Consider the following 24902-nt stretch of genomic DNA (forward strand, 5'->3'; position numbering starts at 1 on the left):
ATGAGGGAATATGACACCACCGCCAGCGGGCGGTGGCATTGCCTCTCAATGGAGACGTCTCTCGTGAAAGCCGTGCAGGGAATCATTTTATCGGCGCTGTGCGTGCCGGGGCTGCTGACGCAGGTTGCGGCGCAGACTCTGGAACAATCTCTCTATCGCCAGGCTTATGACGCGGTGCGGGCCGACGATCAGGCCCGTTTTCAGCAAATTCGTGCCCGTTTGACCCATTATCCGCTGCTGCCCTATCTCGATTACTACCAGCTGGCCTTTCGGCCGGGGGCAGCAGAGTATGACGACGTGACCCGCTTCATCCGCGAGCACGGCGACACCCCCCAATCCAACCGGCTGGAGCGCAGCTACCTCACCTATCTGGCCCAGAGCCAGCAGTGGTCCCAGTTCCTGCGCTTCTATCCGGCCAAGCCGAACTCCACCGATCTGCTCTGCATGCACTATCAGGCGCGCTACTACACCGGCCAGCAGAGCCAGGCACTGCAGGAGGCGGGCAAGCTCTGGCTGAGCGGTCAGTCTCGCCCCGATGCCTGCGATCCCCTGTTCCAGCTCTGGCAACAGGCCGGTTTGCGTACCCAGGAGAAGATCTGGACCCGCATGACCTTGGCCTTCGAGGCGGAGAACCCGAACCTCATTCGCCACCTCGGTGCCCAGCTCGGCAGCGGCATGAAGGCGTACGGGGATCAGATGATTACCCTGTTCGAACAGCCCGCCAAGGCGATGAACACGGCCTATTTCACTACCGCCGCGCCCTCCAAAAAGTTGCTGCTGCTGGGCTTGGCCCGCTATGCCAACCAGCAGCCGGAAGCGGTGCTGGGACAGCTCGGCTATCTGCGCTCGCGTTTCGCGCTGAGCACCGCCGAACTCAAGCCGGTGGAACGGGCGGTGGCCAGACGGCTGCTGCTGGATCGCTCAACCGCCCAGCGCAACTGGCTGGATGCCACCGTGGTGCGCCAGGCTGACCCGGATCTGCTGGAGCTGCGGGCCCGGCTCGCCATCTGGGAGCAGGACTGGAAAGGGCTCTCCGGCTGGGTCAAGCGGATGCCCATGGCCCTGCAGAAGGAGGATCGCTGGCGCTACTGGCTGGCGCGCTCGCTGGAGGTACAGGGTCAGCAGAAACCGGCGCGGGATCTCTATCTGGAAACCGCCAATCTGCGTGGCTTCTATGGCTTCATGGCAGCGCAGCGCAGCGGCGTGCCCTATCGGATGAAGAATCAGAGCGTGGCGAAGAAGGTGCCGGACTGGCGCACCGCCAGCAGCCGCTGGCCCTTCCTGTTGCGGGTGCGCGAGTTGCTCGACATGAACGAGATCACGGCGGCGCGGGCGGAGTGGATCCACAACATGGATCGCAATCCGGTGGCCCAGCGCCTGGAGTTCGGTCACATCGCCCTCAACCAGGGCTGGCATGAACTGGCCATTCTGGCCAGCATCCGGGCCGAGGCCTGGGATGCCCTCGATTTGCGCTTCCCGCTGCCGCTCAAGCACACCTTCTCCCAGATGGCACAGGAGCGGACCATGAACACCAGCCTGCTCTACGCCATTTCCCGTCAGGAGAGCGCGCTCTACCCGCTGGCACAGTCGCCGGTCGGGGCGAGGGGACTGATGCAGCTGATGCCGACCACCGCCAAGGAGACGGCCAGCAAGCTGGGAGTGCCCTATCGCAACGAGCAGCAGCTGTTTGATCCCGCCATGAACATCCGCCTTGGCAGCGCCTATCTCAAGCGGCTGCTGGATGTGTACGACGGCAACCGGATCCTGGCGGCGGCGGCCTACAACGCCGGCCCCGGCCGGGTGAAACGCTGGCGCGATCAGAGTGCGGACAAGCCGATGGATGTCTGGGTCGAGAGCATCCCCTACAAGGAGACGCGCAACTATGTGCAGAACGTGCTGTCGTTCGATCTCATCTATCAGCACAAGCTGCAGCAGCCGCTGCGCTTCATGTCCGAGCGCGAGCTGAGTCACGCTTATTGAGACGGCTGCCGCCCTGGCGGCAGCCGGATTCCCATTCCCTCCCCAAAATGGTTATTATCCCATAAGGTTTTGTTACAAAAGGAAACCTGCCAGGTGATCGGGCGCCATCTCTTGGTCTGGCAGGTTCGTTATAATCGCCCGTTCAACACAGACAGGCTCCCCCAACAAAGGAATTGATAGTGGCAACGATTAAAGACGTTTCCCGGTTGGCTAATGTGTCCATTTCAACTGTGTCGCGAGTCATCAACAACACGGCGCAGGTGGCACCAGAAAAGCGTGAGGCCGTCATGGCGGCCATGAAGGAACTCAATTTTCGTCCCAACAGCTTTGCCCAGGCGCTGGTCAGCAAGCGCTCCAACTGTATCGGTGTGCTGGTGGGGGATCTGTGTGGTGGCCCCTTCTTCGCCCAGATGATGCGCGGCATCGAGAGCGTGGTGGACAAGGCGGACAAGTTCACCATCGTCATGTCCGGCAATCACGACGAGGTGCGCGAGCGCCACGCCATCCAGGCGCTGCTGCAGCGCCAGTGCGATGCGCTGATCCTGCACAGCAAGGCGCTGCCCGACGAGGAGCTGAGCGAGCTGGTGGCGGGCAGCACCCCGGTGGTCTTCATCAACCGCCAGGTGCCAGGTGCCGAAGATCGCTGCGTCTGGCTGGACAACCAGGCCGGCATCACCACCGCCTGCCAGCACCTGCTGGATGCGGGCCATCGCAAGATTGCCTTCGTCACCTCGGACGATGAAGAGTTCGTCGATGGCCAGCAGCGGATGGCGGGGTATCATCACGCCCTGCAGCGGGCCGGCATCGCTCTTGATCCTGCCCTTATCGGCCGCGCCTTTGCCGACGAGAACGGCGGCTACGTGGCGATGGGCGAACTGCTGGATCGGGGGGTTGAGTTTACCGCCGTGCTCGGTTTCAACGACGCCATGGTGGCGGGGGCCATCTCCTGTCTGCTGGAGCGGGGATACAAGATCCCGCAGCAGATCTCGGTGGTGGGCTTCGATGACATTCCCTATGCCCGCTACATCTACCCCAAGCTCACCACGGTGCGCTACCCCATTGAGGAGATGGGCGGCCGGGCTGCCGAACTGGCGCTGAGCCTGCTGGATCACAAACCGGCCGAGGGGCTGGAGCTCAAGTTCGAGGCCGAGCTGGTCAGACGGGAATCCGTCGCCTGAGTGGCCGACATTGGCCCTGAATGGGCCAATGTTGCTCCCCTGTTTTGCGGAAAAATTGAAAGCGTTTTCAGAAATCCTTTTCAACTGTGATCCGCTTCAAAGCTTTTTGGACTGCCTGCCACTAGCATAGGCCCCACGAATTAGGAGCCTGCGCTCCCGATTTTCCCGCTGTGGGAGGTAACTGGTTAATCCAGCTATTTCCTTCGTTACTTTCGACGGTCATCATGGATGGCCGTTTTTTTTTGCCAGGATTTTGTCATGACAACAGAGAGTGAATACCAGACGGGGATCGTGGGCGCTGGCTGGCTGGGGTTACCGCTGGCCCGGGCGCTGCAGGCCGAGGGCCGCCAGGTGGCGGTGACGGTCAGCTCGGCCCAGAAAGCCGCACAGCTGACGGCAGAAGGGCTGCAGGCCTGGCCGCTGCAACTGGGCACCGGGCTGACCGCCCTGCCGTTTCGCTGCCGCGAGCTGGTGATCTGCGTGCCGCCGAGCAAGGTTGAGGATTACCCGGCCGCCATCGGGCGGGTGGCCGAGCTGGCGCGGGCCGCCGGTGTGCAGCGGCTGGTGTTCGTGAGTGCCACCTCGGTCTGGGCGCCGGGGCAGGGGGAGGATGAACACCCCATGCCTGCCCACGAGCGCGGGATGCGGATGCTGGCCGCCGAGCAGGCGGCGATGGGGGTCAGCATTCCCTGTGCCATGGTGCTGCGCCCGGCCGGGTTGTACGGGCCACAGCGCCATCCCGGTCGCTTCCTGGCGGGCAAGACCCTGGAAGGCGGCGGTCAGGCGGTGAACCTGGTGCACCTGGATGACGTGGTGGCCGCTTGTCAGCTGCTGCTGGCGCAGGGAAAGGATGGGGATGCCTACAACCTGAGTGCGCCGGTACACCCGCGCCGGGAGCAGTTCTATCCCTTTGCCGCGCGCCAGCTGGGCCTGCCGGCTCCGGTTTTCATCGAGCCGGCCGGCCGGTTTCTCCCCGTCGAGGGGCTGCGCATCTGCGAGCAGCTCGGTTTTGTCTATCGCTGGCCCGATCCGGCGCACTGGTTTGCCGAGCTGGCGGCCCGGGGTCACTGAGCATCCCGTTCGGTGCTATAGAGCGGGGCACAGGTGGGGCACAGGTGGCGCCAATGGTGCGGCGCGGCGGGCAATTGAGGTTTGCCAAGGGGGGGCTCGCCCCCTATCATGCCGCCATCCATACAGAGAGAGCGGTAAAGATGGTAGATACAAGACGTCACCCCGATGGGGAACTGTTGCTGAGAACCCTGGCAATGCCAGCCGATACCAACCCCAATGGCGATATCTTCGGGGGCTGGATCATGTCCCAGATGGATATAGGTGGGGGCATCATGGCCAAGGAGCTGGCAAAAGGACGTATTTGTACCGTATCCGTCGAGGGCATGACCTTTCACAGTCCGGTCAAGGTGGGCGACGTGGTGTGTTGCTACGGGCGCTGTCTGAAGATCGGTCGCAGCTCCATGCGGCTGAAGCTGGAGGTGTGGGTCAAGCCGGTGCTGCGTGAAAACGAGGCCCAGCGCTACTGCGTGACCGAAGGGATCTTCACCTATGTCGCCATCGACGAACAGGGAAAATCCCGTCCGGTACCGGTCTGATCCGGCTCAGATAAGCCGGGCGTTGATGATGGATATTTCCTGCTCAAACCCGGTTTTTTGCCGTATCATGCGTTCCAGCATCTCTTCCGAGCCGACGCACTGCTGGGTGTCGAACAGGCAGAGATCGCACTGGGGATCCCGTCTGATCTGATAGACGGTGGAAAGCTCCACTTGATGACAATTTCCTTGTTGATCATAAAATGTCACGCGGTACTGGTGCTGTCTCGCCATCGTTGAATTCCTTCTGGATGAGCCGGGCCGGACACGAGCTATCAGCCTAGTCGGCAGCGATGACATTTGTGATGGTCAGGACACAATGCAGAGGCAGGTGGTTGTTAGCCAATGAAAAATAGTTATCGCATTCTGGGTACGTCGCTGCTGACGTTGGGACTGGTCGGCTGTTTCGAGGTGCCGGATCAGGATCACCTGGTCACGGCGCAGGGCATCATTCCCGGCGCCAACTGCCAGAAGCCGCCGCTGGTGGCGCTGGCTTCCACCGCCTTGCCCCGCGAGTTCGGCATTACCGTCTGGAATCTCTACAAGGGTCAGCGTAAAAACTGGCGCGAAGGGCTGGACGAGTATGCCAAATCCCAGGATCTGGTACTGCTGCAGGAGTCGGCGACCCGCCCCGACATGCTGGAATGGCTGAAGGCCGGTGATTTCCAGTGGCAGCAATTGCAAGCCTTTACCCAGGGCGGTGTCTCTTTCGGCGTGATGACGGTGGCCAAGACGCCGCAGGCGTTCGTGTGCGGCGTGCGTTCCCCCGAGCCGCTGCTGCGCATCCCCAAATCCGGTCTGGTCAGCCTCTACCCCTTGCAGGGGGATCCTGACGGCGTGCTGGTGGTGAACCTGCATGCGGTGAACTTCGAGCTGGGGATGGCGACCTTTCGCGAGCAGCTCAACGATCTGACCGCCCTCATCCATCGCCATCAGGGCCCGGTTATTCTGGCCGGAGATTTCAACACCTGGAGCGACAAGCGCGAATTCTGGCTGAACAAGCTGGTGGGAGAACTGGGGCTGCAGGAGGCGATCCCGGTGCCGGATCTGCGCCGGACCGCCTTCGGCCGGCCGCTCGATCACCTCTACTACCGCAACCTGGACCTGGTGGAAGTGAGCAGCCCGGCGACCGATGCCTCCGATCACAACCCCATCATGGCCCGTTTCGCAGCTCAGGCCATCACTCCCTGAAGCCGTACAGGCCGCTAGGGTGGCCTGTTCCAGATAAAAAAATACCCCGCTTTTGGCGGGGTATTTTTTTATGAAGTGATGAACGATCAGCTGTTGTTCTTCACGAACAGGGTCAGCTCCTGACCCGGCTTGAGGTAATCGCTCTTGCCCAGCTGATTCCAGCGCATCACATCCATCACGGCAACCTGAAAACGGGCGGCGATGGAGGAGAGGGAATCACCGCGGCGCACCTGATAGACCATGGACTTGTTGCTGCTCTTGCCCTGCTTGGGCCAGACCACCAGCTTCATGCCAGGCTTCAAGGCCGACTTGGCGTTGAGACCGTTCCACTTGGCCAGCTCGTCATGGGTGACCCCATGCGCCTGGCTGATGCTCCACAGATTGTCACCGGCACGTACCTTGTACTGGATCTTGCCGGCACTGCGGCTGGCGAGCTGCTGTGGCTTGCTCTGAGCGCTCTGACTGACCACCGGCTTGCTGCCGCTGGTCGGGATCATCAGGGTCTGGCCACGGCGCAGGTGATTGCCACTCAGGTTGTTGGCCAGCTTGAGCTGCTGCACGCTCACCCCGTGATTCTGGGCGATGCGGGAGAGAGTGTCGCCGCTGGTGACCTGATAGGAGCGGGTGCGGATGCGCTCGCTCTGGGGCAGATCGGCCAGGGCCAGCTCCAGGGTATCGGCATACTCGACCGGTACCAGCAGGCGATAGGGCCCCTTGGGTGAGGTCGACCAGCGCGTCAGGGCCGGATTGACCTCTTTCAGCTGAGCCGGACGCAGGCCTGCCAGCTGGGCTGCCACGTTCAGATCGATCTGGCCGCCGGTGTTGACCACCCGCAGCTGAGGCTTGTTGGCCAGCACCGGCAGGGTGACATTGTACTTGTCCGCATTGCGGATCATGTCGGCCATGGCCAGGATCTTGGGCACATACATCCGGGTTTCGCGGGGCAGATCGAGTGACCAGTAGTCGGTCGGTCGGCCTGCCTTCTGATTGCGGGTGATGGCGTTGCGCACCCGTCCTTCACCGGCATTGTAAGCCGCCAGCGTCTGTAGCCAGTCGCCGTCGAAGAAACGGTTCAGGTACTCCAGATAATCCAGCGCGGCATTGGTGGAGGCCAGTACATCACGGCGGCCGTCGTACCAGTTGTCGTGGCGCAGGCCGAAGTTCTTGCCGGTCGCAGGAACGAACTGCCACAGACCCACCGCATTGCTGCGGGAACGGGCGTGGGGATCGAACATGCTCTCGATCATGGGGATGGTAATAAGCTCCATTGGCAGCTCACGCCGTTCGATTTCCTCTACCATCAGATACAGGTAGGGCTCAGCCCGGCTGGCAATGGTCGCCAGATGCTTATCATTGCGCAACAACCAATCACGCTGCTGGCGGACACGGTCGTTCTCCTGCGGCTCAAACTGCATATCATCGCTGATACGCACCCACAGGTTATCGGTGTCATCCAGTTCGTCGATCTGTTCGTCTCCGAACAGGAAGCGCGCCGAATGTTTTTTATACGCTTTTTTGTTGACTTGGGGGGACTTGATCGGCTCGATTGCCGTTAGCGCCCGGTCATCCTGATGGCTCAGGTTTTGGCAGCCGCTGAGAAACAGCGCCGCCAATAAGGCCGTTCGTACCTTCATCTCGCTCAGGTCATCTTTAGGAAAAACAGCTCGCATCATAAGGGGCAATGGCCCCCTGATCAAGGTTTGTTCAAAAAACGTCCTTCCAGGATCGCAGCACGGTGAAGGTATCCTCTGGATTTTCCAAGCATTTTAAGGCGTGTTTCTCAGCAGAAAATTTCACGGAATCCTGTTCGCATCGCAGAAAAACGTTGAACTCCCGCTCATCCCCCAGCCGTGAGGGCAGACTCGGCAGACCCTGCTGGCGCAGCTTGCTGATCAGCCCGATCCGCTGCTGGATCGCCTGGTTGTCCGGCTCGACCGCGTAGGCGAAGCGCAGGTTGGAGAGGGTGTACTCATGGGCACAATAAATGAGGGTGTCGTCGGGCAGGGTGGCGAGTCGTTGCAGTGAGGCGTGCATCTGGGCCGGGGTACCTTCGAACAGACGGCCGCAACCGGCACTGAAGAGGGTATCGCCACAAAACAGCATGCCGTGGCCGTAATAGGCGATGTGGCCATGGGTATGGCCGGGCACATGGATCACCTCGAGACTCAGGCCGTGCCAGTTGATCTGATCTCCGTCATCGAGCCACTGGCCGTGATGAGCGGGCATGGGGTCAAGTTTAGGGCCATAGAGTCTGGCATGGGGGAAATAGCCGAGCAGGGCGGTGACTCCTCCCACATGATCGTGGTGGTGATGGGTCAGCAGAATCGCATCGAGCTGCAGGTCCAGCGCGGCCAGTCGCTCCAGCACGGGTTCGGCATCGCCAGGATCGACGACCAGGCAGTGATTTTCGTGTCGGATCAACCAGATGTAGTTGTCGTTAAAGGCAGGAACTGTGATCACTGGATACATGAGTCTGCTTCTCTTTATGGAGGGTATCTTATATAACTGGATGGCGTTCGAACCCCAAGTTGAGCCCTATTATGCAGGTGGCACGTACCGAACAACAAATCGAGATCCCGACCAGCTGGTCGGCACTGCCCATGGGGGACTGGGTAGCCGCCGAGATCCAGGAGCGGCTCGACAGCTGGTGCCCACATCTGTTTGGTTATCATCTGCTTAAAGTCGGGGCGCTGAGCGCCGAACTCTCCTGCGGCTGCTCTTCCATTCGCCATCAGATAGGGGTTGCCCCCAGCGGCAGATTGCTGGATCTCAAGGGCGATCCACTGGCCTTGCCGGTGCGTACCGGCAGCGTGGATGCCTGCCTGCTGGCCCACTGCCTCGACTTTTCGCCAGACCCCCACCAGGTGCTGCGCGAGGCGGAGCGGGTACTGACCGACGATGGCTGGCTCATCGTCAGCGGCTACAATCCGCTCAGCCTGGTCGGCATCGGCCACTGCCTGCCTTTCCTGCGTCAACATCTGCCCTGGTCGGCCCGCATGTTCACTCCGGCGCGGGTCACCGACTGGCTGCAGCTGCTCGGGTGTGAAGTGATGTTTGACGAGCGCTTTGGCTACTCGTTCATGGGCAAGCAAAGCCGGATCGGCTGGTGGCGGGAGAGTGTGGGGCGGGATTATTGCAGGCCGTTTGCGTCCGTCTACGTGATAGCGGCGCGCAAGCGGCGCTTCCCCCTGACGCCGGTACGCCGCCGCTGGCGCTTGCCCGAGTCGATTGCGACGCCGGGCATGGCGCGTCAGGGCTGGTAGCCAGTCTCGGGCGCCCTGGCTGGCGGTCCTGATGGGGGAGGCTGACTTGGATCAGGGCTGGTAGCCGGTATCCTCGGCCAGCTGCTTGCCGCTGGCGGCCTCGCGGGCCAGCTCGTCACAGCGTTCGTTTTCCGGGTGACCGGAGTGCCCCTTGACCCAGAGCCATTCGATCTGATGGCGCGCCACTTCCGCATCCAATGCCTGCCAGAGATCAACGTTCTTGACCGGCTGGCGGCTGGCAGTCACCCACCCTTTCTTCTTCCAGCCGATGATCCACTGGGTGATCCCCTGGCGCACATACTGGCTGTCGGTGGTGAGTCTGACCTGGCAGGGCTCGTTCAGGGTGCGCAGCCCCATGATGGCGGCCATCAGCTCCATCCGGTTGTTGGTGGTGAGGCGAAAACCGGCGGCGAGCTCCTTGCGGTGCTTGCCATAGACCATGACGGCACCATAGCCGCCAGGGCCCGGGTTGCCGAGACAGGAACCATCCGTATACAAATCGATCTTTTTTAGCATGAGTCTTGGGGTAAACTAGCGGGTAAAGCCGAAGTTTGACATAGATTGGATCATGAACACACCCCAACTGAATCGCCAGATCATTCTGGATACTGAAACCACAGGTATGAACACCGCCGGTGGCCCCGTCTATCTGGGACACCGCATCATCGAGATCGGCTGTGTGGAGGTGATCAACCGCAAGCTGACCGGTAACCACTTCCACGTCTACATCAAGCCGGATCGGCTGGTGGACCCCGAGGCCATCCAGGTGCACGGCATCACCGACGAGTTCCTGCGTGACAAGCCGTCGTTCAGCCAGATAGCCGACGAGTTCATCGAGTTCATCCGCGGTGCCGAGCTGATTGCCCACAACGCTCCGTTTGATGTGAGCTTCATGGACTATGAGTTCGGCAAGCTCGGCCTCAATTTCAAGACTGCCGACATCTGCGGCATCACGGATACCCTGGCGATGGCGCGGGACCTGTTCCCGGGCAAGCGCAACAACCTCGACGTGCTGTGCGATCGCTACGGTATCGACAACTCGCACCGTACCCTGCACGGGGCTTTGCTCGATGCGGAGATCCTGGCGGACGTCTACCTGCTGATGACGGGTGGCCAGACCAAGTTGAATCTGGCTACCGAGAGCAGTGAAAATGAGAGCAATCAGGACACCAGCATCCGCCGGCTGGAGAGCAATCGCCCACCGCTCAAGGTGATCCGTGCCAGCGCCGAGATTGAGGCGGTGCACGAAGCGCGGCTGGATCTGGTGCAGAAAAAAGGAGGAGCCTGCCTGTGGCGGCAATGAGCAAGCTATGGAGCGGCCTGCTGTTATTGGCCTCGCTGACGGCCTCGGCCAACGAGGTGTTTGCCCCCTCCGACATTCCCCTGCTCGACAATCGCTTTCGCATTGATTACGGGGTGAAAGAGATCACCTTCATCGTGACGCGCAAGCCGGGCACCCCGTCGGTGATCCTGGTGCGTCCGGACGGCAGCAAGCTCTATGTGGGCAAGGTGACGCCCCCCGATGTGGGCTGGCTGGCGCTCAAGGATCAGGATCTCATCACCATCCGCGATCCCATGCCGGGCCCCTGGCAGGCCATCGGCGAGGTGGACCCGGACAACCGGGTGCGCCTGCTGTCGAACATCAGGCTGGAAACCGATCAACTGCCGACCCAGCTCTATCAGGGAGAAAGGGTCAAGCTCAAGTCCTGGCTGCTGATCGACGATGCACCGCCCAAGGCCGGTTATTACCTCACCGACCTTGGCATGACGGTGCGATTGCAGCGTTTCAACGACGCCAAGCAGGAGGGGGAGCCCATCGTTGACGAAGTGCTCGGCCACTATCGTGACGATGGCAAGGGGCTCGACGAGGTGCCGGGTGACGGCATCATGACCGCCGAGGCGGTGCTGGATGTGGCTGCGGGAAAATACCGGGCCATGTACAGCACGGGCAATCAGGTGTTCTCCCGCGCTCGCTATCAGGACGTGCTGATCTACCCGTTGCCGGTCAGCTATACCCTGGCGCCTCCCTCGCAGGAGTTTGGCGCCAAACTCTCCTTCCTGATCGATGCCGATGAGCTGGATCCGGCCTCCGTGGTGATTGAGGGCAAGGCGACCAACACGGTGGGAGCCAGCATGGCGTTCAATGCGGTGGCGACCGAACCCCGGGTGGAAGTGGATCTCTCCGCCATCAAGGAGGTTGGCCAGTATGAGGTGACTGCCACCCTGTTTGGCACGACCCGGCTGGGCCGCGAGATCCAGGTCACGCTGCCGGTGAAATCGTTCAATATCTTCCCGGTGCTGGCGGCTGAGCCATCGGCGGCCTCTGCGGCTTCTGAAACCTCGGCTGCAGTGCCCAACCAGGTGAAATTCGAGGAAAAACAGAGCAGCGGCTGGCTGATCTGGTTGCTGGGTGGGGTCGGCATCCTGCTGGTCTTGCTGGGCGGCGTCGGTTTCATCTTGCTGCAAAAGCGGCGAGCACTGAAAAAAGCGATGGCGGCGCAGAAAGCCGAGAGCGAAAGCGCCAAGCCGGAAGCCAAGCTGGATCTGAACCTGCCCGAACAATAACCGGGTAACCGCATGAAAAAGCCGCCCATCGAGGCGGCTTTTTTATTTCTGGGTAGCTCGGCGTCAGCCGAGCTGGAACAGCAGTGGCCAGCCCTGCTCCTGACAGTAGCGGTGCTCCTTCTCCAGATTCTGCATCAGCAACTTGTTCTCGTCGCACCAGTCCAGTGGCAGGGTGACCACCAGCTGATCGCCGGCGGCCTGCACATGCCAATCGGGCAGCAGGTTGTCCTGGCGCCTGTGGTGGGCGGCGACCGCGAGGCGCAGGATGCGGATGCAGCGCAGCACCGTCTGTTCGTCGTGGTTGGGAAGGGAAGGGAGTTCGGAGAGCTTGAGCCCCTTGCGGTGAAAACGTACCAGCGCGGCCAGCAGGGCCTGATCGTCCTGGTTGAAGCCGGGCAGGTCGGTGTGCTGCAGGATATAGGCGGAGTGGCGGTGAATGCCGCTGTAGTTGATGGCAAGGCCGATCTCGTGCAGCCGCGCCGCCCAGCCGAGGATGGCGCGATAGGGCTCCTCCGGCATCTCCCAGGGGCCGCTGAGCAGATCGAACAGGGTCAGCACGCTCTGTTCGACCCGGCCAGCCTGACGCTTGTCGATGCGATAGTGGGTGGAGAGCGCCAGGGCGGTGCGCTCGCGAATGTCGTGGTGCTGCAAGCGCTCCTCGAACTCGTACAGCAGCCCCTCACGCAGGGCGCCATCGGAATAGTCCATCCGCTCGATGGGCAGCGAGGTGAAGAGCCCGAGCAGGATGGCCACAGCGGCGGCAAATACCTCCTGACGCTCCTCGGTGAGGCCGGCCAGCTTGAGATCGCTGACCCGCTTGTGCCGGATCATCTCTTGCTTGAGCCGCTCCAGCCCGGCCAGGGTGATGGCGCCATCGGTCCACTCTTCTCCCTGCAACACATCGCGCACGGTGCGAATGGAGCCCGAGCTGCCGAGGCAGCTCTGCCAGCCCAGCTTGCGGTACTGGTTGATGATGGGGGCGAGCTGGTGCTGGGCTTCCAGCACGGCATTGTTGAAGGCCTTCTCGCTCAGCTTGCCGTTGGCAAAGAAGCTCTGGGTGAAGCTGACACAGCCCATCTTGCGGCTGGTGAGCGCCTTGTGATCGAACCCCTCGCCGATGATGAGCTCGGTGCTGCCGCCGCCAATGTCCACCACCAGTACCTGGCCTTCGATGTGCTGGGTATGGGCGACCCCCTGATAGATGAGGCGCGCCTCTTCCTGGCCGCTGATGATCTCGATGGGGTGGTTGAGCACCTTGGCCGCCTCGCTCACGAACTCACGGGCGTTGCTGGCTCGGCGCAATGTATAGGTGCCGGCGATGCGGATCTGATCCGGCTTGATGTTGGTCAGCCGCTCGGCAAACAGGGCGAGGCAGTCGAGGCCCCGGGTCATGGCTTCGGCAGACATGCGGCGCTGGCCGTCCATTCCCTCTGCCAGCCGCACCCGTTCTTTTATCCGATCGACGATCTGCAGCCGTCCTTCGGTGAGGCGGGCGATGACCATGTGAAAGCTGTTCGAGCCCAGATCCACGGCGGCGTACAGGCTATTGTCCATTATTTGACTCTATGCGTTTGAGGTAGTCGTAAATCGCGACCTGGGAACGGATCTTGCGGCGGTTGCCCCGCTTCACGTACTCGTTCTTCTGGTCGGCATCGATGACCCGCGCCTTGCAGGTGTCACTCAGTTGTAGCTCGAGAATGTCGAGGATGCGCTGCTTGAGCCGCTCGTCATAGATGGGGGTGCCCACCTCGATGCGGCCGTCGATGTTGCGGCTCATCCAGTCGGCGCTGGAGATATAGAGCTGTGGATTGCCCTTGTTGTGGAACACCATCACCCGCGGGTGCTCAAGGAAGCGGTCGATGATGCTGATCACCCTGATGTTGTCACTGAGGCCCGGCACGCCCGGACGCAGGGCACACATGCCGCGGATGATCATCTGGATGGGCACCCCGGCCTGACCGGCGGCATAGAGCCGGTTGATCAGATCCTTGTCCACCAGGTTGTTGATCTTGAGGGTGATGCCGCTCGGCTGGCCCGCCTTGGCGTTGGCCAGTTCATTGTCGATGAGCCGGTAGAGCTGGCGGCGGCTGTTGATGGGGGAGACCAGCAGGTGGTTGAACTTGTAGCGCCGATAGGGATATTCGATGTACTCGAACACCCCCTCCACCTCGGCGGTGATGTCTGGGTGACGGGTCAGCAGGGAGAAGTCGGTATAGATTTTCGCCGTCTTCTCGTTGAAGTTGCCGGTGCCGATGTGGGCGTAGCGCACCGCCTCACCCTGCTCGTGGCGGGTGATGAGGCAGAGCTTGGAGTGGATTTTGAGGCTCGGCACTCCGAACACCACCTTGACGCCGGCATCGGTCAGGATGTTGGCCCAGTCGATGTTGGCCGCCTCGTCGAAGCGGGCGCGCAGCTCTACCACCACGGTCACCTTCTTGCCGTTGTTGGCGGCGTCGATCAGGGAGTGGATGATGCGCGACTTCTTGGCTACCCGGTAGATATTGATGCGAATGGCGCTGACCGCCGGATCGAACGCCGCCTGACGCACCAGCTCGGTGAAGTGGTGAAACTTGTGGTACGGGTAGTAGAGCAGTATGTCCTGCTTGGTGATGGCGTCGAAGGCGTTGACGAAGCCGTCAAAATCACGGCAATCCAGCGCCGGCAGCTTGGGGTTTTCCAGATAGTCCCGGCCCACGTTGGGGAAGCCGATGAAATCCTTGAAATTGTGATAACGGCCGCCCGGCATGATGGCGTCGTAGGAGCTGATCTGCAGCTTGAGCTTCAGGAAGCTGATCATCGCCGCCGGCATCTCCCGCTCGTAGACGAAGCGCACCGGCATGGCGGTGAGACGCTGCTTCAAGCCGTCACTCATCTTGTCCACCAGGCTCAAGTCCAGCTGGTCGGAGAGATCGTATTCGGCATCCCGGGTCAGCTTGACCGCGTAGGCGGCTATCTCGTCGTAGTCGAAGAAGCCCTTGAAGATCTCGTCGAGACAGAAGCGGATGACGTTGTCGAGGATGATGATCTGCTTCTTGCGACGGGTCCCTTCCGGCGGCAGCTGGAAGAAGCGGGGCAGATCGTCGGTCGGTACCTCCACCAGCGCGTACTGGATCACCTGCCCGTTCTTCTTCATCTCTATGGCCAGATAGGTGTACTCGTCTTTCAGGAACTTGACCGGGTTGACCTCTTTGTTGAGCAGGATCGGGATGATGTGGCGCAGCACCTTCTCCTTGAAGAAGACCCGCAGCCACTGCTGGATGGACTCGGAGAGCTGGTACTCGTTGACCAGGAAGATGTTGTGGCGGGCTAGCGCGATCAACAGCTCCTTGTAGGTGTTGTCGAACGCCTCGCCGAGCGCCATCACCTTCTGCTGGATGGCGCGCAGCAGCACCTTGGCCTCGTCGTCGCCGCCGTGCACCTCGTTGATCAGGATGCGGCGCTTGACGTCCGACACCCGCACTTTAAAGAACTCGTCCTGGTTGGAGGAGAAGATCCCGAGGAAGCGGACCCGCTCGATGAGCGGGACCGTCTTGTCCATTGCCTCTTGCAACACCCGTTCATTGAATGAGAGCCAACTCAGCTCCTTCTCTTCATACTGCTTGTCGGTGCTCATGTGATGCCTCTGTGGTCAGGTCGCGTCTGCGCGGCAGTTATGGCGTGGAAATATGACAGATTGATGACCATCCGCTCAGTCGATGATGGCCTGATCGATGTCGACCACCAGATCGTCCGACAGCGACTCCAGCGCGCTGATGAGATCCCCCAGTTCGAGTCGGGGCGGCAGCGCCACCAGAGCATGGGCGTAGAAGAGCGGGGCGCCGGAGTGGGGAGCCGGTTCGCAGCCGGTGGTGAGGTCGGCCACGTTGATGTTGAGCTGACGCAGGATGCTGGCCACTTCGTGGACGATGCCGGCCCGGTCGTTGCCGGTGACGCTGACCATCACCTGCCGTTCCGGCTCCTGGCTGAGCTGGCCTTCGGCGAAGCTGACGGTAAGGCCGGGCAGCATCACCAGCGCCTCGCACAGGCTGCGGTAGTGCTCGTCAGGCACGCTGACGTGCAGGATGCCGGCAAATTGTCCCGCCAGCTCGCTCATGGAACTGGCCAGCCAGTTGCCCTGCTGGTGGGTGATGACGTCCGCCAGACTCTCGACGATACCGGGCTTGTCAGCGCCTATCACGGTCACGACCAATTGCTTTTGCATCCTGCTCTCCTTGGAAAATGGGTACTCCGTAGCATTGTGCCTGCTGTCACAGGCCATATGAAGCCCCGCCCACCGCAAATATGGCGAAAAAGCGCCGCCGGGAGGGGGTGGGCGCCATTTCTGCACTGCCTGCGCCCGCTGCACCGTGGTAGAGTGATGCCCCTGTTTTGTATTGTGAACCGGATAGCTCTTGTGAACGGGATGTGCGCGTATGAATAGCCTTGTCGTATCGGGATTGGTGTTGTTGGTGTTGCTGCTGCTGGCGATCTTCTGGAGCAGGGGCAAGAAGGGCAAGGCGCTGCCCTATGATCTGCAGGAGACCCTGTTCAGCCCCGCCGAACGCTCCTTCCTCGGCGTGCTGGATCTGGCGGTCGGCGACCAGGCCCGGGTCTTTGCCAAGGTGCGGGTGGCCGATGTGCTGACGCCGGAGACGGGCATGGGCAAGAGCAAGTGGCAGCAGGCGTTCAACAAGATCAGCGCCAAGCATGTGGACTATCTGCTCTGCCACCCCTCCGATCTCTCCTTCATCTGCGCCATCGAGCTCGATGACAGCTCCCATCGCCACCAGAAGCGCAAGGTGCGCGACAGTTTCCTCAAGGCCGCCTTTGACAGCGCCGGTCTGCCGCTGTTGCAGATCCCGGCAAGCAGCCATTATCAGGTCGAGGAGCTGCGCGAACAGATCCTGCCGCTGCTAAGCGGTCCCCGCCGTGCTCCGGATGAGGATCTGCTGCCAGGTGATCGCCGCGAGCCCACTTTCAGCCCCCTGCAGCTGGATCGGGTCGAGGTGGAAGAGCCTCGCCATGGCGGTCGTGCCCCGGCCGTAGCCCCCATCAAGGCGATCGTATCACCGCGCAGCGCGCCGCTGCCGGCGGCCGATGCCGAGCTGGTGGAGAATCTGTTTGCCGAGGTAGAGGAGGATGAGGAGGAAGAGTATCCCCATCAGGTGCCGCACTGCCCGCGCTGTGATGCGCCGCTGGTGGAGCGGGAAGCCAAGAAGGGCCCCCATGCCGGCCGGCTGTTCCTGGCCTGCAGCCGCTTCCCCGAGTGCCGCTACGCCGCCCCCCATACTCACGCCCGCCATTGATCCCACCGCCTGTCTGCGGCCTGCTGCCGGCCGCAAACAGGCGCATCTGCTCGTGTTCCTGCCTCTCTTGCTTGCCCGCTGCCTGCCCACCGTACCCAAAAAAAGAGGCGACAAAATTTATCTTGTTGCGCCGTTGGGTCGATAAACTTAGGTGAAATGCGACAAATTTTGACAATGCGTCGGAATTTTGGCACTTTGTGCATCCTGCATAAAGTGCGTGGTTTGACCACATAAGCACAATAAAACAATAAGTTACGTCGAGAATAGAGGGATGGATATGATGGCAATGGGAGTGTTGATTGTTGACGCCGATGCGCAGCGGCGCCAACAGTTGGGGACAGTTCTCTCGTTCATGGGGATCCCCTGGCAGGACGTTGCCGAGGGCGATCTGGATGTGGCCATCGAGTCATCCGGCCCGCTGCAGGGGGTGTTGACCGGCTCCCTCAACGGCCGCCCGCTGGGCGAGCTGCTGACCGGATTCCCCCGGGTGCCTTTCCTGTCGCTGGTGGAGGCCGACTTCCCCAACAGCAACTTCATCGGAGTGGCCGAGGCGCCCTTCACCTACGAATCCCTGACCCGCCATCTGCACTTTTGCCAGGCCTTCGTCTCCCTCCATCCCCGTCAGCAGACCCACGACAAGGGACAGGCGCTGCTGCGCCTGCTGGTGGGCAAGGGCAAGGGGATCCAGGAGGTGCGTCGGCTCATCAGCCAGGTGGCAGAGACCGATGCCAATGTGCTGATCCTCGGCGAATCGGGTACCGGCAAGGAAGTGGTGGCCCGCGCCATCCATGAGCTGTCCGGCCGAAGCCAGGGCCCCTTCGTACCCATCAACTGCGGCGCCATTCCGGCTGAGCTGCTCGAAAGCGAATTGTTCGGCCACGAGAAGGGGGCCTTCACCGGCGCCATCGCGGCCCGGCGCGGCCGCTTCGAGCTGGCACAGGGGGGCACCCTGTTTCTCGACGAGATCGGCGACATGCCGCTGCCGATGCAGGTCAAGCTGCTGCGGGTGCTGCAGGAGCGGTTGTTTGATCGGGTTGGCGGCGGCAAGCCCATTCAGGCGGATGTGCGCATCATCGCGGCCACCCACCGGGATCTGGAAGCCATGATCCGTACCCAGGGTTTTCGTGAAGATCTCTACTATCGCCTCAACGTCTTCCCCATCGAGACCCCGCCGCTGCGGGAGCGGGCCGATGACATCCCGCTGCTGCTGCAGGAGCTGCTCAACCGCCATGCCGAGCTGCATCAGGGGATGATCCGCCTGACCCAGCGCGCCATGGAATCCCTGATGCAGTACCCCTGGCCCGGCAACGTGCGCGAGCTCTCCAACCTGCTGGAGCGGCTGCTCATCCTCTATCCGCAGCAGATCGTCGACGTGGCTGACTTGCCGAGCCGCTATCGGTTGCTGCCGTGCGAGCCGCGGGACGAGCGGCTGACCGAGATGGACGAGCGCGATGCGCTGGCCGCCGTGTTCCAGGATCCGCCCGAGCTGGATCTGCCCGCCAGCCACGCCCGCGCCATGCAACTGCCGGAGGAGGGGGTCAACCTCAAGGAGATGCTGGCCGACCTTGAGGTGGAACTGATCCGCCAGGCGCTGGAGTCCCAGGACGGGGTGGTGGCCCGCGCCGCTGACCTGCTCGGCATGCGCCGTACCACCCTGGTGGAGAAGATGAAAAAATACGGGATGAGCAAGGAAGCATAAGGGTCAAAGCCTTGACGCCAAGCTTCAAGGCTTTGATTTTATACGTGAATTTTAGTGGCATGGAAATTGAATAAGCTGACTCAGTCGCCAGTTTGAGGTCAGCTTTATGACAGCCCAGCCGCAGGATACCCCGCTCCAGTCTCACGAGGTGAGCCAGCTTTACGCCATCTTCACGGCGCTGCCCACCGGTGTCTTGCTGCTCGACGGCGAGGGCCGGATCACCCGCGCCAACCCGGCCGCCAAGGCGCTGCTGGGGGAGCCGCTGGAAGGCCAGGCCTGGCGCCAGATCATCGACCGCTGTTTCCAGCCCCGCGAGGATGACGGCCACGAGATTTCCTTGCGCGATGGGCGCCGGGTTCAGCTGTCGACCCAGCCGCTGCCGGATCAGCCTGGCCAGCTGGTGTTCATCAACGATCTGACCGAAACCCGCCAGCTGCAAGACCGCATCAACCACATGAAGCGGTTGTCCGCCCTTGGCAACATGGCCGCCTCGCTGGCCCACCAGATCCGCACGCCACTCTCCGCCGCCATGCTCTATGCGGCCAACCTGGCCAACCGCACCCTCAAACCTGAATCCCGCAGCCAGTTCCAGCAAAAGCTGATGGCGCGCCTGCAGGATCTCGAGAAACAGATCAGCGACATCCTGCTGTTTGCCCGCAACGGCGACAACCAGGTGGTGACCCCGACGTCGGTGCAGGGGTTGCTGGCCGAGGTGCAGGCCGGCGCCGAGGCATTTTGCAGCCAGCAGGGCTGTGAGCTGCACATGGAGGCACCGGAGCCCGATCTCTGCCTGCTGGCCAACAGCAGCGCGCTGGCGGGGGCGGTCAACAACCTCATCGCCAACGCCCAGCAGGCCGGCGCCACCTCGCTTCTGGTGAGCGCGGTGCGCAGCGGCGCCCGGGTGGAGCTGCGCATTCTCGACAATGGCAAGGGGATGCCCGCTCACCTGCTCAGCCAGATTTTCGAACCCTTCTTCACCACCCGCTCCCAGGGCACAGGCCTTGGGCTGGCGGTGGTGCAATCCGTGGTCCGTGCCCATCAGGGCGAGGTCAGCGTGGCCTCGGTACCCGGCGAGGGGACCTGTTTTACCCTGTCGTTCCCCCTGCACCAGCAAGCGGTGCAGCTGGGGGGTGTAGCATGAGCGTCAGGCTCGTGGAAATGAATATTGCAGCGGCCAGGTTGGCTGTGGTGGGAGGTGTAGCATGACTCAGGCCCGGATCCTGGTAGTGGAAGATGACAATGGCCTGCGCGAAGCGCTGGTGGATACCCTGTTGCTGGGGGGCTATGAGTGCCGCGAGGTGGACAGTGGCGAGCGGGCTTTGCTGGCCCTGTCGCGCCAGAGCTTTGACATGGTGATCTCGGATATCCAGATGGGTGGCATGGATGGCCTGACCCTGCTGGCCAACATTCGTCAGCAATATCCCCAGGTGCCGGTGCTGTTGATGACCGCCTACGCCAACATCGACGGTGCGGTGCGCGCCATGCGCGAAGGCGCCATCGATTACCTGGCCAAGCCCTTCTCGCCCGAGGTGCTGCTCAACCAGGTCAGCCGCTATGTGCCGGCCCAGAAGGTGGAGAAACGGGCCGTGGTCTACGGCGATCCCAAGACCGCCGAGTTGTTCCAGCTGGCGACCCGGGTAGCCAGAAGCGAGGCCACCGTGATGGTGACCGGTCCGAGCGGGACGGGCAAAGAGGTGCTGGCCCGCTACATCCACGACAACTCCAGCCGCGCCGAACAGACGTTCGTCGCCATCAACTGCGCCGCCATTCCGGAGAACATGCTGGAGGCGACCCTGTTCGGCTACGAGAAGGGGGCCTTTACCGGCGCGGTACAGGGCTGCCCCGGCAAGTTCGAGCAGGCGCAGGGGGGACCCTGCTGCTCGACGAGATCACCGAGATGGATCTGGGGCTGCAGGCCAAGCTGCTGCGGGTGCTGCAGGAGAAAGAGGTGGAGCGGCTCGGCAGTCGCAAGATGATCCCGCTCGACGTGCGGGTCATCGCCACCAGCAACCGGGATTTGAAGAAAGCGGTGCAGGACGGCCTGTTTCGCGAGGATCTCTACTACCGGCTCAATGTCTTCCCGCTGCGCTGGACGGCGCTGTGGGAGCGTCCTGGTGACATACTGCCGCTGGCGGAGCACCTGCTGGCGCTGCATGCCGGTCAGCAGGGATTGCCGACGCCGCAGCTCACAGAACCCGCGCGCGCGCGGCTGCTGGCTCACCCCTGGCCCGGCAACGTGCGCGAGCTCGACAACGTGGTGCAGCGTGCCCTCATTCTGAGCCCGGATGGCCTCATCGGCTGCGAGCACCTCATCCTGGAAGAGGTGGAGGAAGAAGAGATCCGCCTTGTCGGCAGTGAGCGCAGCAGCGGCAGCGAACACCTGGGCAGCGAGCTCAAGCAGCAGGAACACCAGATCATTCTCGACACCCTGCAGGATTGCAACGGCAGCCGCAAGGCGGTGGCCGACCGGCTCGGCATCAGCCCGCGCACCCTGCGCTACAAGCTGGCCCAGATGCGCGAGGCGGGGATCGACCTGCCGGCCTGAAGCCATTCCAGGCCCTGCCACGGGCCACAGTGCGGGAGGCATCATGGTCTTGGCGGCCGGCCTCGATTATCATGGGGCCTCGGCGTTATGAGCCCGATTCCTGTCTGTATCGCAGCACAGGGGTCGGCGCCTTTATAAGGGACCCCTATGATCTCTCATCGAAAACTCGAAACCGTACTCAATCATCTGCTCGAACCGCACGCCATCAAGGATTACTGCCCCAATGGCCTGCAGGTGGAGGGGCGTGAGCGCATTCGCAAGGTGGTGACCGGCGTCACCGCCAGCCAGGCCCTGATCGATGCGGCCGTGGCCGCCGATGCTGACGCCATCCTGGTTCATCACGGCTACTTCTGGAGCGGTGAGCCGGCCCAGATCACCGGCATGAAACATCGCCGCATCAAGACCCTCTTGACCCACGACATCAACCTGTTTGCCTACCACCTGCCGCTGGACGTGCACCCCGAGGTGGGCAACAACGCCCAGCTCGCCAAGCTGCTCGACATCAAGGTGCGCCGCGGCCTCGAGCCCTGGAACAGCAAGAGCGTCGCCATGGTGGGCAAGCTGGAAGAGCCCATGAGCGGCAGCGATTTTGCCAAGCTGATTGCCGAGCGGCTCGGCCGTGAACCGCTCCATTGTGGCGACAGTGGCCCCGAGCTTATCCGCTCCGTGGCCTGGTGCACCGGCGGCGGCCAGAGCTACATCAATCTGGCGGCGGAGCAGGGCATCGATGCCTTCATCTCCGGCGAAGCTTCCGAGCAGACCATCCACACCGCCCGCGAGATGGGGATGCACTTCTACGCCGCTGGTCACCACGCCACCGAGCGTTACGGCGTCAAGGCGCTGGGGGAGTGGTTGGCGACGGTGCACGGGCTGGATGTCACCTTTATCGATATCGACAATCCGGTGTAGGGCCGGTTAGCCGCGCAGCGGCGTAATCGGACGTGATGACAGCAATTGCGCTGGTAGATAGAAATGACAAGGGAGGCCTGGGCCTCCCTTGTTCTATTTTGCATGCGGTTGTTAACGATTACTCGCTGGCATAGCCTGCCGGGCCAAGCTGCTTGCCATCGAGCAAGGCAGACCCTGCTCGCATCTGCAAGCGCCCTTCACAGAACCACTGCACCACCAGCGGGTAGATGCTGTGCTCCTGCACCTGTACCCGTGCCGCCACCTCGTCGGCATCATCCCCTTCGAAGATGGGGACGCGGGCCTGCAGGATCACCGGGCCGCCGTCCAGCTCTTCGGTGACGAAGTGGACGCTGGCGCCATGCTCGTCGTCACCGGCGTCGATGGCTCGCTGGTGGGTGTGCAGCCCCTGGTACTTGGGCAGCAGGGAGGGGTGGATGTTGATCATCCGCCCGGCAAAGTGCCGCACCAGGTCGGCACTCAGGATCCGCATAAACCCGGCCAACACCACCAGATCGGGCTGATAGTCCGCCATCAGCGCCAGCAGGGCTGCGTCATACTCCTCCCGGCTGGCAAACTGCTGCTGGGCCAGGATGGCGGTGGCCACCCCCGCCTCTTTGGCACGCACCAGACCATAGGCATCGGCCTTGTTGCTGATGACGCCGACCACCTGACCAGCAATCTTGCCGCCGGCACAGCCGTCGAGGATGGTCTGCAGGTTGCTGCCGTTGCCGGAGATCAGCACCAGGATGCGTTTCATGGGGGAGGTCATTTGGCTGTTGATCCGGTCATTCATTGAATGATGACCTGCTCCTCACCATCGGCCGCCTTGGCGATATGGCCGATATGCCAGGCGTTCTCGCCTTCGGCCTTGAGCAGGGTCAGGGCTTTTTCCAGCTGATCCGCCGGCAGGGCGATGATCATGCCGACGCCGCAGTTGAAGGTACGGTACATCTCGTGGCGGGTAACGTTGCCAGCCTGCTGCAGCCAGCTGAACACCGCCGGCCACTGCCAGCTCTGCTCGTCGATCACCGCCTGGGTGTTGGCGGGCAACACGCGCGGGATGTTCTCCCAGAAGCCGCCACCGGTAATGTGGGACAGGGCGTGGATCTCGCACTCCTTGATGAGCTTGAGCACGGGTTTCACGTAGATGCGGGTCGGCTCCAGCAGGGCGTTGGCCAGGGTGGTGTCACCCAGCGGCTGCTGCACGTCGGCCTTGGAGACTTCCAGGATCTTGCGCACCAGCGAGAAACCGTTGGAGTGGGGGCCGCTGGCGGCCAGGGCGATCAGGGCATCCCCTTCGCCGACCTTGCTGCCGTCGATGATCTCGCTCTTCTCCACCACACCGACGCAGAAACCGGCGATGTCGTAGTCTTCCCCTTCATACATGCCCGGCATCTCGGCGGTCTCGCCGCCCACCAGGGCGCAACCGGACTGCTCGCAGCCGGCACCGATGCCGGTGACCACGGCCGCGGCGGTGTCGACGTCCAGCTTGCCGGTGGCATAGTAGTCGAGGAAGAAGAGGGGCTCGGCGCCCTGCACGATCAGGTCATTGACGCACATGGCCACCAGATCGATGCCGACGGTGTCGTGCTTCTTCAGGTCGATGGCGAGGCGCAGCTTGGTGCCCACCCCGTCGGTGCCGGAGACCAGCACCGGCTCCTTGTAGCCCGCAGGGATTTGACACAAGGCCCCAAAGCCGCCAAGACCACCAAGGACTTCAGGACGACGAGTGCGCTTTGACACGCCCTTGATACGTTCAACCAGTGCATTGCCGGCATCGATATCCACGCCAGCATCCTTGTAGCTCAGTGAGGTTTTGTCAGTCACGCGTATTCCCCGTCATATAAAGAAGTGGAGGGTAAAATTCGGGGCGTATTCTAACAGTGGCGGTGAAAAACCAGAAAGGAAATCGTTTGCGCGTTTTTGCGCGGAAATGCTCTACAAGCGGCGGCTTTTGTTGTATGATTCCGCGATTTTTTTGCGGCAGTTAGAGGAGATAATAATGAAAGTCGTTGAAGTCAAACACCCCCTGGTCAAGCACAAGATCGGTCTGATGCGTGAAGGCGATATCAGCACCAAGCGTTTCCGTGAACTGGCCAAGGAAGTGGGCAGTTTGTTGACCTACGAAGCGACCTCTGACTTCGAAACCGAGAAGGTTACCATCGATGGCTGGAATGGGCCAGTGGAAGTTGACCAGATCAAGGGCAAGAAGGTCACCGTCGTGCCCATCCTGCGTGCCGGTCTGGGCATGATGGATGGCGTGCTGGAGCACATGCCGAGCGCCCGCGTCAGCGTGGTCGGTATCTACCGCGACGAAGAGACCCTGCAGCCGGTTCCCTACTTCGAGAAGATCGTCAGCAACATCGAAGAGCGTCTGGCGCTGGTCATCGACCCCATGCTGGCCACCGGTGGCTCCATGATCGCCACCATCGACCTGCTCAAGAAGAAGGGCTGCCAGTCCATCAAGGTGCTGGTGCTGGTTGCCGCGCCGGAAGGCATCAAGGCGCTGGAAGCCGCTCACCCGGACGTGGAGCTGTTCTGCGCCTCCATCGACCAGGGCCTGAACGAGAAGGGCTACATTGTTCCGGGTCTGGGCGACGCCGGCGACAAGATCTTCGGCACCAAGTAAGCCTCGATCGCCTCATCGCGCGCCAGCAGGCGCGCAAACGGAGCCGGCACCCCG

22 protein-coding genes and 1 pseudogene are annotated in these 24902 nt (G+C 62.1%); 14 read left to right on the forward strand and 9 right to left on the reverse strand.

Going from position 1 to position 24902, the window contains the following annotated elements:
• The first annotated feature begins 63 nt into the window (after positions 1 to 63).
• From E5E96_RS15110 to yciA, 4 genes are all read left to right on the forward strand, one after another.
• Complete coding sequence (locus E5E96_RS15110) at positions 64 to 1980, forward strand: transglycosylase SLT domain-containing protein (RefSeq protein ID WP_029301374.1); 1917 nt, start codon at positions 64 to 66, stop codon at positions 1978 to 1980.
• Between the two features lie 179 nt (positions 1981 to 2159).
• Positions 2160 to 3158 carry a LacI family DNA-binding transcriptional regulator gene (locus E5E96_RS15115; RefSeq protein WP_024943788.1) on the forward strand — a complete coding sequence of 333 codons (999 nt, stop codon included), beginning with the start codon at positions 2160 to 2162 and terminating at the stop codon, positions 3156 to 3158.
• Between the two features lie 258 nt (positions 3159 to 3416).
• Positions 3417 to 4229 (forward strand): NAD-dependent epimerase/dehydratase family protein, encoded by an 813-nt coding sequence (locus E5E96_RS15120; protein WP_171282507.1) that lies wholly within the window; start codon positions 3417 to 3419, stop codon positions 4227 to 4229.
• Between the two features lie 140 nt (positions 4230 to 4369).
• A complete protein-coding gene (yciA, locus tag E5E96_RS15125) occupies positions 4370 to 4765 on the forward strand; it encodes an acyl-CoA thioester hydrolase YciA (protein WP_005299258.1) in 396 nt (131 codons plus the stop codon).
• Between the two features lie 6 nt (positions 4766 to 4771).
• Here the strand turns inward: yciA and E5E96_RS15130 are convergent, their stop codons facing one another.
• Positions 4772 to 4996, reverse strand: coding sequence for a hypothetical protein (locus E5E96_RS15130; protein ID WP_005299261.1), 225 nt, complete (start codon positions 4994 to 4996; stop codon positions 4772 to 4774).
• 111 nt (positions 4997 to 5107) lie between these two features.
• On the opposite strand from E5E96_RS15130, the gene E5E96_RS15135 reads away from it, so the two are divergent.
• Positions 5108 to 5953, forward strand: coding sequence for an endonuclease/exonuclease/phosphatase family protein (locus E5E96_RS15135; RefSeq protein ID WP_016350239.1), 846 nt, complete (start codon positions 5108 to 5110; stop codon positions 5951 to 5953).
• A gap of 86 nt (positions 5954 to 6039) precedes the next feature.
• On the opposite strand, the gene E5E96_RS15140 is transcribed toward E5E96_RS15135, so the two are convergent.
• Positions 6040 to 7587, reverse strand: a complete 1548-nt coding sequence (locus E5E96_RS15140) for a LysM peptidoglycan-binding domain-containing protein (RefSeq protein WP_171282508.1) — start codon at positions 7585 to 7587, stop codon at positions 6040 to 6042.
• Positions 7588 to 7657: 70 nt separating this feature from the next.
• Entirely contained in the window at positions 7658 to 8422 is a 765-nt protein-coding gene (gloB, locus tag E5E96_RS15145; protein WP_171282509.1) for a hydroxyacylglutathione hydrolase, read from the reverse strand.
• A gap of 71 nt (positions 8423 to 8493) precedes the next feature.
• On the opposite strand from gloB, the gene E5E96_RS15150 reads away from it, so the two are divergent.
• Complete coding sequence (locus tag E5E96_RS15150) at positions 8494 to 9216, forward strand: class I SAM-dependent methyltransferase (RefSeq protein ID WP_016350242.1); 723 nt, start codon at positions 8494 to 8496, stop codon at positions 9214 to 9216.
• A gap of 51 nt (positions 9217 to 9267) precedes the next feature.
• Here E5E96_RS15150 and rnhA read toward each other — a convergent pair whose 3' ends face one another.
• Complete coding sequence (gene rnhA / locus E5E96_RS15155; protein ID WP_017409841.1) at positions 9268 to 9732, reverse strand: ribonuclease HI; 465 nt, start codon at positions 9730 to 9732, stop codon at positions 9268 to 9270.
• A 52-nt stretch (positions 9733 to 9784) separates the two neighbouring features.
• Between rnhA and dnaQ the strand changes: the two genes are divergently transcribed.
• Together dnaQ and E5E96_RS15165 are read left to right on the forward strand one after the other, a co-directional pair.
• Positions 9785 to 10519, forward strand: coding sequence for a DNA polymerase III subunit epsilon (gene dnaQ / locus E5E96_RS15160; protein ID WP_011705465.1), 735 nt, complete (start codon positions 9785 to 9787; stop codon positions 10517 to 10519).
• On the forward strand, positions 10516 to 11781 hold the full coding sequence (locus tag E5E96_RS15165; RefSeq protein ID WP_011705466.1) for a TIGR03503 family protein: 1266 nt from the start codon (positions 10516 to 10518) through the stop codon (positions 11779 to 11781). Before dnaQ ends, E5E96_RS15165 begins: the two co-directional genes overlap by 4 nt.
• Positions 11782 to 11844: 63 nt before the next feature.
• On the opposite strand, the gene ppx is transcribed toward E5E96_RS15165, so the two are convergent.
• The 3 genes from ppx to E5E96_RS15180 all read right to left on the reverse strand — a co-directional run bounded on the left by ppx (position 11845) and on the right by E5E96_RS15180 (position 15982).
• Positions 11845 to 13335: an exopolyphosphatase gene (gene ppx / locus E5E96_RS15170; protein WP_065478294.1), complete on the reverse strand. Its 1491-nt coding sequence runs from the start codon at positions 13333 to 13335 to the stop codon at positions 11845 to 11847.
• Positions 13325 to 15394 carry a polyphosphate kinase 1 gene (ppk1, locus tag E5E96_RS15175; RefSeq protein ID WP_044799672.1) on the reverse strand — a complete coding sequence of 690 codons (2070 nt, stop codon included), beginning with the start codon at positions 15392 to 15394 and terminating at the stop codon, positions 13325 to 13327. Before ppk1 ends, ppx begins: the two co-directional genes overlap by 11 nt.
• A 75-nt stretch (positions 15395 to 15469) precedes the next feature.
• Positions 15470 to 15982, reverse strand: coding sequence for a glycine cleavage system protein R (locus E5E96_RS15180; protein WP_016351315.1), 513 nt, complete (start codon positions 15980 to 15982; stop codon positions 15470 to 15472).
• Positions 15983 to 16193: 211 nt separating this feature from the next.
• On the opposite strand from E5E96_RS15180, the gene E5E96_RS15185 reads away from it, so the two are divergent.
• The 5 genes and pseudogenes from E5E96_RS15185 to E5E96_RS15205 all read left to right on the forward strand — a co-directional run bounded on the left by E5E96_RS15185 (position 16194) and on the right by E5E96_RS15205 (position 22219).
• Positions 16194 to 17066: a DUF2726 domain-containing protein gene (locus tag E5E96_RS15185; RefSeq protein ID WP_171282510.1), complete on the forward strand. Its 873-nt coding sequence runs from the start codon at positions 16194 to 16196 to the stop codon at positions 17064 to 17066.
• Between the two features lie 277 nt (positions 17067 to 17343).
• Complete coding sequence (locus E5E96_RS15190) at positions 17344 to 18765, forward strand: sigma-54 dependent transcriptional regulator (protein WP_029303977.1); 1422 nt, start codon at positions 17344 to 17346, stop codon at positions 18763 to 18765.
• A 106-nt stretch (positions 18766 to 18871) separates the two neighbouring features.
• Entirely contained in the window at positions 18872 to 19906 is a 1035-nt protein-coding gene (locus tag E5E96_RS15195) for a sensor histidine kinase (protein ID WP_011706627.1), read from the forward strand.
• 61 nt (positions 19907 to 19967) lie between these two features.
• Positions 19968 to 21310: pseudogene (locus E5E96_RS15200) on the forward strand (sigma-54-dependent transcriptional regulator).
• A 147-nt stretch (positions 21311 to 21457) separates the two neighbouring features.
• Positions 21458 to 22219, forward strand: a complete 762-nt coding sequence (locus tag E5E96_RS15205; RefSeq protein WP_171282511.1) for a Nif3-like dinuclear metal center hexameric protein — start codon at positions 21458 to 21460, stop codon at positions 22217 to 22219.
• Between the two features lie 118 nt (positions 22220 to 22337).
• On the opposite strand, the gene purN is transcribed toward E5E96_RS15205, so the two are convergent.
• Entirely contained in the window at positions 22338 to 22976 is a 639-nt protein-coding gene (gene purN / locus E5E96_RS15210; protein ID WP_029303974.1) for a phosphoribosylglycinamide formyltransferase, read from the reverse strand.
• A 32-nt stretch (positions 22977 to 23008) separates the two neighbouring features.
• Complete coding sequence (gene purM / locus E5E96_RS15215) at positions 23009 to 24046, reverse strand: phosphoribosylformylglycinamidine cyclo-ligase (RefSeq protein ID WP_016351309.1); 1038 nt, start codon at positions 24044 to 24046, stop codon at positions 23009 to 23011.
• 175 nt (positions 24047 to 24221) lie between these two features.
• On the opposite strand from purM, the gene upp reads away from it, so the two are divergent.
• The gene (upp, locus tag E5E96_RS15220; protein ID WP_005302745.1) at positions 24222 to 24848 is read left to right on the forward strand and encodes a uracil phosphoribosyltransferase; all 627 of its coding nucleotides are present in this window, start codon (positions 24222 to 24224) and stop codon (positions 24846 to 24848) included.
• Positions 24849 to 24902 lie beyond the last annotated feature (54 nt).

The sequence above is a fragment of the Aeromonas sp. 1805 genome (assembly GCF_013085525.1).
GTDB lineage: Bacteria > Pseudomonadota > Gammaproteobacteria > Enterobacterales > Aeromonadaceae > Aeromonas > Aeromonas hydrophila.

What these genes read in the sequence shown, in the direction of transcription:
- E5E96_RS15180 (WP_016351315.1), bottom strand. Translation starts at nt 15,982, where the DNA reads ATGCAAAAGCAATTGGTCGTGACCGTGATAGGCGCTGACAAGCCCGGT.
- yciA (WP_005299258.1), top strand. Translation starts at nt 4,370, where the DNA reads ATGGTAGATACAAGACGTCACCCCGATGGGGAACTGTTGCTGAGAACC.
- purN (WP_029303974.1), bottom strand. Translation starts at nt 22,976, where the DNA reads ATGAAACGCATCCTGGTGCTGATCTCCGGCAACGGCAGCAACCTGCAG.
- E5E96_RS15130 (WP_005299261.1), bottom strand. Translation starts at nt 4,996, where the DNA reads ATGGCGAGACAGCACCAGTACCGCGTGACATTTTATGATCAACAAGGA.
- gloB (WP_171282509.1), bottom strand. Translation starts at nt 8,422, where the DNA reads ATGTATCCAGTGATCACAGTTCCTGCCTTTAACGACAACTACATCTGG.
- E5E96_RS15195 (WP_011706627.1), top strand. Translation starts at nt 18,872, where the DNA reads ATGACAGCCCAGCCGCAGGATACCCCGCTCCAGTCTCACGAGGTGAGC.
- E5E96_RS15190 (WP_029303977.1), top strand. Translation starts at nt 17,344, where the DNA reads ATGATGGCAATGGGAGTGTTGATTGTTGACGCCGATGCGCAGCGGCGC.
- dnaQ (WP_011705465.1), top strand. Translation starts at nt 9,785, where the DNA reads ATGAACACACCCCAACTGAATCGCCAGATCATTCTGGATACTGAAACC.
- E5E96_RS15185 (WP_171282510.1), top strand. Translation starts at nt 16,194, where the DNA reads ATGAATAGCCTTGTCGTATCGGGATTGGTGTTGTTGGTGTTGCTGCTG.
- rnhA (WP_017409841.1), bottom strand. Translation starts at nt 9,732, where the DNA reads ATGCTAAAAAAGATCGATTTGTATACGGATGGTTCCTGTCTCGGCAAC.
- E5E96_RS15120 (WP_171282507.1), top strand. Translation starts at nt 3,417, where the DNA reads ATGACAACAGAGAGTGAATACCAGACGGGGATCGTGGGCGCTGGCTGG.
- E5E96_RS15205 (WP_171282511.1), top strand. Translation starts at nt 21,458, where the DNA reads ATGATCTCTCATCGAAAACTCGAAACCGTACTCAATCATCTGCTCGAA.
- upp (WP_005302745.1), top strand. Translation starts at nt 24,222, where the DNA reads ATGAAAGTCGTTGAAGTCAAACACCCCCTGGTCAAGCACAAGATCGGT.
- ppx (WP_065478294.1), bottom strand. Translation starts at nt 13,335, where the DNA reads ATGGACAATAGCCTGTACGCCGCCGTGGATCTGGGCTCGAACAGCTTT.
- E5E96_RS15165 (WP_011705466.1), top strand. Translation starts at nt 10,516, where the DNA reads ATGAGCAAGCTATGGAGCGGCCTGCTGTTATTGGCCTCGCTGACGGCC.
- E5E96_RS15150 (WP_016350242.1), top strand. Translation starts at nt 8,494, where the DNA reads ATGCAGGTGGCACGTACCGAACAACAAATCGAGATCCCGACCAGCTGG.
- E5E96_RS15135 (WP_016350239.1), top strand. Translation starts at nt 5,108, where the DNA reads ATGAAAAATAGTTATCGCATTCTGGGTACGTCGCTGCTGACGTTGGGA.
- E5E96_RS15140 (WP_171282508.1), bottom strand. Translation starts at nt 7,587, where the DNA reads ATGAAGGTACGAACGGCCTTATTGGCGGCGCTGTTTCTCAGCGGCTGC.
- ppk1 (WP_044799672.1), bottom strand. Translation starts at nt 15,394, where the DNA reads ATGAGCACCGACAAGCAGTATGAAGAGAAGGAGCTGAGTTGGCTCTCA.